Annotated in this window: 5 protein-coding genes and 1 CRISPR repeat array; of the genes, 4 read left to right on the forward strand and 1 reads right to left on the reverse strand. The window is 36.9% G+C overall.

Translation table 11 applies throughout. The features are described from left to right. Positions 1 to 263 precede the first annotated feature (263 nt). On the reverse strand, positions 264 to 1,727 hold the full coding sequence (locus MW688_RS17035) for a TIGR03985 family CRISPR-associated protein (protein WP_486737210.1): 1,464 nt from the start codon (positions 1,725 to 1,727) through the stop codon (positions 264 to 266). A 165-nt stretch (positions 1,728 to 1,892) separates the two neighbouring features. On the opposite strand from MW688_RS17035, the gene MW688_RS17040 reads away from it, so the two are divergent. The 4 genes from MW688_RS17040 to cas2 all read left to right on the forward strand — a co-directional run bounded on the left by MW688_RS17040 (position 1,893) and on the right by cas2 (position 5,570). Next, positions 1,893 to 3,152, forward strand: a complete 1,260-nt coding sequence (locus MW688_RS17040) for a CRISPR-associated protein Csx3 (RefSeq protein ID WP_486737211.1) — start codon at positions 1,893 to 1,895, stop codon at positions 3,150 to 3,152. Between the two features lie 89 nt (positions 3,153 to 3,241). Further along, on the forward strand, positions 3,242 to 4,204 hold the full coding sequence (gene ltrA / locus MW688_RS17045; RefSeq protein ID WP_486737212.1) for a group II intron reverse transcriptase/maturase: 963 nt from the start codon (positions 3,242 to 3,244) through the stop codon (positions 4,202 to 4,204). Then, positions 4,138 to 5,295, forward strand: a complete 1,158-nt coding sequence (cas1, locus tag MW688_RS17050; protein ID WP_486737213.1) for a CRISPR-associated endonuclease Cas1 — start codon at positions 4,138 to 4,140, stop codon at positions 5,293 to 5,295. The genes ltrA and cas1 overlap by 67 nt, the downstream gene beginning before the upstream one ends. After that, positions 5,295 to 5,570: a CRISPR-associated endonuclease Cas2 gene (gene cas2 / locus MW688_RS17055; protein ID WP_486737214.1), complete on the forward strand. Its 276-nt coding sequence runs from the start codon at positions 5,295 to 5,297 to the stop codon at positions 5,568 to 5,570. The genes cas1 and cas2 overlap by 1 nt, the downstream gene beginning before the upstream one ends. A 381-nt stretch (positions 5,571 to 5,951) precedes the next feature. Next, a CRISPR array of direct repeats spans positions 5,952 to 9,441; the repeat unit is 36 nt; unit sequence CTTTCCAGACACATTTCCCCGTAAGGGGATGGAAAC. The last annotated feature ends 189 nt before the right edge of the window (positions 9,442 to 9,630 follow it).

The raw sequence follows: 9,630 nt of genomic DNA on the forward strand, positions 1-9,630 counted from the left end.
CAAGTAGCGGCTTTTGTCAAGTTTTATGTTAAGAAAGATGTTTATAAAGGATAGCGCAAACTCGGGGGGCTTTTCATGATATAGCAAGCTCGCCAATAGATGTTGACAAAAATGATGAAAAGCCCCCCTTAGTAAGGGGGGTTGGGGGGATCCCACTGCGGTCACTGCTATAACTGTAAACATCTATTTGGTCATTGCTATAATTAAACGGACATGATATGAGTCCGAAAAATGCTATAGTTAAAACTTTTCCATACCATCTCTCATTTGATTACAATAGTATCACAATAAAGTTTACAAGCTTTAGCTAAGTCATCTCTCATAATTTTCCTTAGTTGATATGGTAGCAAAACTTCCACATTAGGTATCCACGCTCTTAAACGCATAATTACATTATTATCTTTTTGACGATAATTAAGAGCATAATAGGAGTAGTTATAATCGCGCTTTATGTTAGCGATTAATTGCTCTTCTTCTGGGACTTTTGCATATCTAATTAAGTTAATCACTTGTTTAATATCCTCAATTTTTTCAAAGGTTTCATGTCTAAATGAATTCTCAATATAGCGACGAGAAAAGTTAGGGTCAAATTTAAGTAACATCAACTCTGATGGCTGATAAAAGTCAAATCCATAGGCATCTTTGAATTCTTGATTGATATAATCAGTACTATATTTCCCTTCTTCTGCTAATATTTCTCTTGCTAATAGGGGTAAGTTGGGAGTTGACCATGATAATTTTTCGAGGTTACTAATTTTTTCTAAACGATAATTATACCATTGGTTTTTTCCTAATTGTTGAGAATATGGAGTTTGTCCAAATGCAGTAAGATAATAAGCTCGACGATAATAGTAAATACAAACTGGATAAATAATATAACTGCCTTTTTGGTCGATACTAGAACTATAATAGTCGATTTTTATAGGAGGAACAGGGGTTTCACGCCAAACTAGTTGTAAACGACTAGCTACATTTGCCGAGATTTCTTGTAAGTCTTTTGGGACTATATAATCATGATAAATAAATAATCTCTGTTTTCCTTTAATTTTTTCTAAAAGAAGTTCTACAATTACTGAAAAATCTTGATTGATTAAATCAATAAATGAATTATTGGCATATTCAGTAAGTTCTTTTTGATTTTCTCCTAGAGATTGAGATTGCTTTTCTAAATAGTTATATATCTTATTTAGAGAAATTTTTTTATATTTTCCTCTTGACTGTTTTACTAATAATGGTTCTTTTAGTTTAGTTAAACTAGTAAAATTATTGCGTAAAGTTTTAGCTTGATTGGATTTATTTTCCAAACCTTCACCTGTAAAAAGAGAATAATCAAGCCAAGAATCAATCTGTTGTTGAGAGAGATAATATCTATTTTTAATTTGAGTTGTTAATAGGTTTATACCTTGTTCAGTGTTGTCTAAATCTAAAAATTCTCTAATTGTTAGTTTTTGAAAATGAGGGAATTTATCTTGAATTTTCTTTTGCCACTCAGCGCAACTAAACCATTCTTCTAATGATAATAAATAATATTCTTTCTCTTCGCTATATAGAGAATTAACTATGAATAAACGTAGAGTAGCTGTTTGTAATAATCTCAGACAGTTTTGAATTTTTGTTGAGGAAGTTTCCGTGTTTTTACCATCAAGATTTTCTCTCGGTATTTGAACTTGTTCTAATCCTGGAACTAACTGGTCTAAAAGTTGTATAGTAGGAAAAAAATCAGGCATGGTTGTTAGTGACGCTATTTACAGTTTAATTATTGTCTCTATAGGAAAGCCCCCTTACCAATCTTAAGCTAAAATTAACTTTGTTAGGAGTAATATTCACTCCTACTGAAGCAATAAAAGTCAGCGCTAAACCGGATTGGGTGTAATTTAACAGAGTTAGAAAATATGAGTACAAGTAATTTACAAATTATCGATAATATTTTAAAGGTAAAACTTCCCAATGAACTTTCAGGGAATCAAATAGTTTCTATGATTGCCTCTCAACTAGATGAATTAATAGAGACTAATCAGTTACCTCAAACAAAACTACTAAAAATAGAAGGTCGCTTACCTATCTTACTTAGTTATTTACTTACTGACAAACTTAGTAATTTATACTCAACAATCGCGGTATCTGTTCCACCCTTGAATGCCTATATAGTAGTTATTAGTAAAAGTGATGATTATCCTTTGGGTAGTCGTATTGATTTTGATAGTAAAAAAATCTACCAGGTAGATAACCAGTTGATTGCATCTGAGATTTCTTTTTTTATTTATTGGTCGGAGGATATTCTACAAGCCAAGCTAAATAGATTTGTAAAAGTAGACGGAGATATAATTGTTAAAGATATTGCTAAACAATTAGATAGTTTGACACCTACATCACGAGAGAATCAAAAACTTCTCAAAATCAATGGTCGTTGTACTGTTCCTGCTGCATTTATTTTAGCAGAACATTTTCAGCATTACTATGAAGCGATCGCCATTAATGATCCAAAAATAGGTAAGGAAGATTATGATGGTTATGTAGTAGCCATGAGTAAAACTGAAAAATACTCTCTTGGTCAAATTATAGAAATTCCTAATCCTATTAGATATAAGCGCAAAGTTGTGCTTTGTGGACCTGCGAATACAGGAAAAACCTGTCTCAGAGATGGTTTAAAATCAGCTTTGTTGAAACTGAAGGAGGCGCCAGAATCCTATGTAATCTCAGGTTGTCCTGATGGTGATGGGGCTTGGTTTACTGAAACAGCGCAGAAAAACCCTAAATTGGCTAGAAAGCTAAAAGATGAGTGGAAATCTAAATTTACACCAGAATTTGCTCAAGCTAAAGCTAAAGAGATTAAATCTATTAACTATCAGTTACTAGTGTTTGATGTAGGAGGTAAGATTAGTCCAGAAAACGAGTTAATTATGACTGAAGCTACCCACAGTGTAATCCTCGCTAAATCTTCAGATGAGGTGAAACTATGGCAAGACTTTTGTGAGAAGCTTAACTTACCAGTAGTTGCGATTATTATGAGTGATTATCATGGAAAAGAAGATACTCTAACTCAACTTTCTCCTTTGCCATTGCGAGGAAGTGTCCATTACTTAGACCGAAGTGAAAATGTGACCAATAGACCTACTATTCAAGCTTTAGCTAAGTTACTCAGTAATCTCTAGAAAGAACTTCGATAAAAATGCAAGTTTGAGGAAAACCCCCTTTCCCATAGGTCGCTATTATCAAAAAAAATAGCAACACAGTAAATATCATGAATGGGATAAATGAGGAATTTGTAACTCAACATAACTTTAAATCCGCTTGGATAAAAGTTGCAGATAAACGGGGAGGTCCTGGAATAGATGGAGAAACTATTGAAAACTTTGCTCAAGATGAGACAGGTAATTTAGCAATATTAAGACAATCAGTTATTAATAATACCTATACACCTAGACCATTAAGACAGGTTTTCATTCCTAAAAATGAAAAAGAACATAGAGAATTAAGAATACCTACAGTTAGAGATAGGATTGTACAACAAGCTTTGTTAAATGTTTTGTATCCAATTACAGAAAAGCTTTTTTCTGATTCTAGTTTTGCTTATCGTCCAGAACGTTCCTATCTTGATGCTGTAAAAAGATTAGCTTATTGGCGTGACTCCAATTACCTTTGGGTTTTAGATGCCGATATTGTGAAATTTTTTGATAGCATCGACCATCAAAAGCTTTTAATTGAAGTAAGAAAGATAGTCAATAATCCTCGTATTATCTGTTTAATTAAAGCTTGGATAACTGCGGGTATAGCTAATGAAAAAGAAATAATTTATTTAGAAAAAGGTATTCCTCAAGGAGCAGTTATTTCTCCATTGTTATCTAATATTTATCTACACCAGCTAGATGATTATATTACTCAAACGCAACTAAAATTAGTTCGTTATGCGGATGATTTTGTCGTGTTAGCAAATACTAAAGAGGAAATTATGATTGCCTATGCTCAAGTAGTACAGTTATTAAATGTTATGGGATTAGCACTTAATGAAGAAAAAACAAGAATAACTCATTTTCATCAAGGTTTTCAGTTTCTCGGCCATGGTTTTTTCCGTCAAGCTATCTTTCCCATGGATGATGAGAAAATATCATCACAGCTAAAGCGAAAAAAAAAATCATCTTGGCGTCAGAAAAAAAAGCACAAACATCTTCCTCAGAAAAATCCTCACAAACGCCTTTACAAATAGAGTTTTTTCGATGGCTACAATCTAAGTATCAACCTACCTTTATCCCTAAATCAAATAATCAACAACTCAAGCGTTTTTGGAATCAAGAAATGGCTACTCTATATCTTATGGAACAAACAGCTTATGTATACAAAGAGAATCAACGCTTTGTCGTTCAAGTAACCAAAGAACAAAAAACAGAACTTCTTATTAGAGAAATAGAAAAAATTATGCTCTTTGGAAATGTGCAAATGAGTACTCCAGCGATTAATGCCTGTTTACAAGAGAAAATTATTGTTCTTTTTTTAAGTGAAGGGGGACAATATAATGGTCATTTATGGAGTTTAGAAGCTACTAATCTTAATTCTCATATAGTGCAAATTCAGAAACATAGTGATTTAAGTTTTCAGTTACCTATTTGTCGGGCGATTGTAGTGGGAAAATTATATAATTCACGCCAGCTTTTGTTGAAATTAAATCGCAAGCATCTTGATTCAGAAATAGTAGCGGCAATTAGTGGTATTGAATCAGATATTAAAAAAGCAAAAGAAGTTGATAACATAGACCAATTGCGGGGTTATGAGGGAATCGCCGCTGCTAGATATTTTCCTGCTTTCGGAAAACTAATTACTAATCCTCAATTTTCTTTCTCTCAACGTCATCGTCAACCCCCTACTGACCCAGTTAATTCTTTGTTGAGTTTTGGCTACACTATTTTATTTAACAATGTTTTGAGTCTGATTATTGCTGAAGGACTTTCTCCCTATTTTGGTAATTTTCACTATGGAGAAAAAAAGAAAACCTATTTAGCCTTCGATTTAATGGAGGAGTTTCGTTCTCCCATTGTTGATTCTTTGGTGTTATGGTTAATTAATAAACCTGTATTGTCTCCTCAAGATTTTGACAAGGCTAATAATGGTGGTGTCTATTTAAGTAATTCTGCTAGACGTACTTTTTTAACTTCTATGGAAAATCGTCTCAATCAAACTATTTCTCATGAAGATGTAGAATCATCAGTAACTTACAGACAAGCGATTCACTTACAAATACGTCGCTATAAGCAATATCTAATCTCAGGTGTTCCTTATCAGTCTTTTATGAGAAATATTTAATGCTGGTATTAATTGTATACGATATTACCGACAACAAAAGAAGAAATAAACTCTCTAAGTTTCTTGAAGGTTATGGTACTAGAGTACAGTTATCTGTTTTTGAGTGCTTTCTTAGCTTAAAAGAAATGAGAGATTTATATCTCAAGATAAAACAACGAGTTAAGTTAGATGAGGATAATGTTCGTTTCTACTGGATTACTGGGGAAACAATTACCAATACTCTAACTATTGGAGGTGAAGAACCAGAACCACCCCCAAATTACTATTTAATTTAAGATTGATTGTTTTGCCTTGTTTTATATTTTATTTATGGGTATTTATTCTGAGTTCTGTTGTGGCGATCGCATTGCTGTAACTTAATTAAACTTAATAGTATCAATAGGTAAACTATGATATTTTTGTTATATCAAAGGTAATCACGCCTCTGCTGCACATTGACAATTATATAGATAAATACAAATAGTTTCTATAGAGAGCCACGCAATCTGCTGAGAGCTCTCAAAGCCTTATTTTTCGTTGGATTGCGTGTCTGCCTTACCCAGCAAGGGTTTGCGGGCAGAAAAAATCTCTGATTACGTTTAAAAATTAGTGTATTATAGGGGTCCCGTGGTTCTGAGCTTTGAATCCCTTTCACAGTAAGCTCTCCTAGGCGAACTCTTTCCAGACACATTTCCCCGTAAGGGGATGGAAACCGGGCATTAAAGTACAAGTGAAAAAAATCTTGGTCTTTCCAGACACATTTCCCCGTAAGGGGATGGAAACTTCTAGTATTTTCTAGGTAAACAAACCCATTGTACTTTCCAGACACATTTCCCCGTAAGGGGATGGAAACTTGAGTTTAACGTTTTTTTAAACCCTTCTGTATTGTCCTTTCCAGACACATTTCCCCGTAAGGGGATGGAAACGCGATTGCGATGATGGTAAAAACGTAATTATCAACCTTCTTTCCAGACACATTTCCCCGTAAGGGGATGGAAACCGTATGTAAACATAGTGTTTTGTCCTTTTTTTGATTGAGCTTTCCAGACACATTTCCCCGTAAGGGGATGGAAACAAGCCATTAAAAGTTTTGTCTTTCCGGCGGATGTCTTCTTTCCAGACACATTTCCCCGTAAGGGGATGGAAACACGCCAATTCTCTTCTTAGTCTCAAAAAAAAAACTCTCTTTCCAGACACATTTCCCCGTAAGGGGATGGAAACCCATGAGTGCTTCATAGAGCACAAAACCTTTCAAAGCAACTTTCCAGACACATTTCCCCGTAAGGGGATGGAAACACGGTTAGTATGCCTTCTTGTGAAAAGAAGGCTTTCCAGACACATTTCCCCGTAAGGGGATGGAAACTAGAAACTTTCATACCGATTTTCTTTACAGAAAACCTTTCCAGACACATTTCCCCGTAAGGGGATGGAAACGCGAAATAGCTAATTAGGTAAATCAGGTACAAGGTAACCTTTCCAGACACATTTCCCCGTAAGGGGATGGAAACGAAAGATACGTCTTTAAACTCCTTCCAATTTAGCCTCTTTCCAGACACATTTCCCCGTAAGGGGATGGAAACGAATTTTATCAATCCAGCGTTGTGCTTCTTCCAACTTTCCAGACACATTTCCCCGTAAGGGGATGGAAACTCCAACTTTTCAACTGATCTTTCGATCAGGGACTTTCCAGACACATTTCCCCGTAAGGGGATGGAAACAAGAACGTAACATAGTTGTAAAACCAAATTATTTAACCTTTCCAGACACATTTCCCCGTAAGGGGATGGAAACTCTTCAGTGGAGTCAACCTGTCCAGGGGCTCTCCAGGCTTTCCAGACACATTTCCCCGTAAGGGGATGGAAACCCTGGATGGCGTCACCAAAGATTTTTTTGATTTTATCTATGCTTTCCAGACACATTTCCCCGTAAGGGGATGGAAACCCTTCCTTTAGGATGGCAATGTCTCCAGAATAGCTTCCTACTTTCCAGACACATTTCCCCGTAAGGGGATGGAAACGCTTGATCCACGGTCCATTCTGCCTCTTTTCGAGGATTCTGTAAGCTTTCCAGACACATTTCCCCGTAAGGGGATGGAAACACTTCTTCGGATTTAATCCCAAATTCGTTTGCGAAGGACCTTTCCAGACACATTTCCCCGTAAGGGGATGGAAACCTGGTATTCGAGTGAGGCCATCTCGACCTGAAGTTTCTTTCCAGACACATTTCCCCGTAAGGGGATGGAAACAAAAAAGAGTGAAACGGGGAATGGCTTTGAAAACTACACTTTCCAGACACATTTCCCCGTAAGGGGATGGAAACTCGTTATTTTTCCATTGCCGGAAGAGCCATTTTTCTTGCTTTCCAGACACATTTCCCCGTAAGGGGATGGAAACAAGTCGGATAGAACCGCAGCGTAAACTCGGGCTGCTGAAACTTTCCAGACACATTTCCCCGTAAGGGGATGGAAACTTGCGATCAGCTGACTTCCAGAATGTCCAGAAGTACTTTCCAGACACATTTCCCCGTAAGGGGATGGAAACGTTTTCAACCAGTCCGTGCTGGATATTTTGATATCCGTTCTTACACTTTCCAGACACATTTCCCCGTAAGGGGATGGAAACCAGGGGGTTGGGGGGAAAATTATTCAGAAGATTCTCTTTCCAGACACATTTCCCCGTAAGGGGATGGAAACAATTTTTCACGTTTTTCTGTATCTTGGAACTTTTCTTCTTTCCAGACACATTTCCCCGTAAGGGGATGGAAACATTCATTAATGGCATCCTTACTTGCATAGCAAGCAACTTTCCTTTCCAGACACATTTCCCCGTAAGGGGATGGAAACAGTAACTATTGATGTGTTCAAAAGTGCTACTTTCATGATACTTTCCAGACACATTTCCCCGTAAGGGGATGGAAACTAAGGCATTTTTTCAGTGTTCTCCTCGGTAGAACACTCACCTACTTTCCAGACACATTTCCCCGTAAGGGGATGGAAACCTTTGATATCGTCAATTCCAATTCCAAAAGGGAGCTTTCCACTTTCCAGACACATTTCCCCGTAAGGGGATGGAAACCAGAATTAAAAATTTTCACGATGTTTTTTGTCTACTTTCCAGACACATTTCCCCGTAAGGGGATGGAAACATGAATTTGTTTGCTTCTTCTTCCATTGGATAACTGGCTCCTTTCCAGACACATTTCCCCGTAAGGGGATGGAAACTTGGGAAGTGTAAACGGTTCGATTTATAAAATGTGATCCTTTCCAGACACATTTCCCCGTAAGGGGATGGAAACATGCAATATTAAGAATAGAAAGATAAAAGTTTTCTCCTTTCCAGACACATTTCCCCGTAAGGGGATGGAAACAAAAATTAGATTTCAAATACCTTATAAACTATTCTTCTTTCCAGACACATTTCCCCGTAAGGGGATGGAAACGCCAATTTAGCTAATTCTTCTCTTAGCTGGGTGAGACTTTCCAGACACATTTCCCCGTAAGGGGATGGAAACAACTCTTCAAAGTCAGACACTTTTGGAGGGAGGTCTTTCCAGACACATTTCCCCGTAAGGGGATGGAAACTTCAACTGATCTTTCGACCAGTTCGGGTTGGGTTATTCTTTCCAGACACATTTCCCCGTAAGGGGATGGAAACTTCGGAATCCTCGGAATCCTCGGGAATTTCGATTTCCTCTTTCCAGACACATTTCCCCGTAAGGGGATGGAAACGGGAGAACAAATAGTTCCCGAAAGGCTTGACCAGTCTTTCCAGACACATTTCCCCGTAAGGGGATGGAAACAAAAAGTAATATTAGCTTTGTAGGTTGAATAACTCAGCTCCTTTCCAGACACATTTCCCCGTAAGGGGATGGAAACGAGATACTCCGCAAGAGCATCAATCTCCTCCTGATTCGTCTTTCCAGACAGATTTCCCCGTAAGGGGATGGAAACAGTGTTTCGAATATTGAAAACTGTAAATTATCCATTTTCTTTCCAGACACATTTCCCCGTAAGGGGATGGAAACTCGGTGTTACGGTCTTCAGAAAGAAGATCGTAACAACTTTCCAGACACATTTCCCCGTAAGGGGATGGAAACAAACTCTACTTGATCATCAAAAAATTCAACTGATAACTTTCCAGACACATTTCCCCGTAAGGGGATAAAAAAATCAACATAACTTTTATGTATCCAATATTGAGGAGGTTTCTTAACCAAAACAATAAGATTGTTAAAAAACGACACCAAAAGGCGATCGCCCGATAATATCAAGTTCGGGTGAATACTTACAATAAAAATGAGGTGAGGCAGGAGGCAGAAAGAAAAGAAGAAGGTATGAAGGTAGAACTTTATCATAAC

It is taken from the genome of Johannesbaptistia floridana, assembly GCF_057440575.1.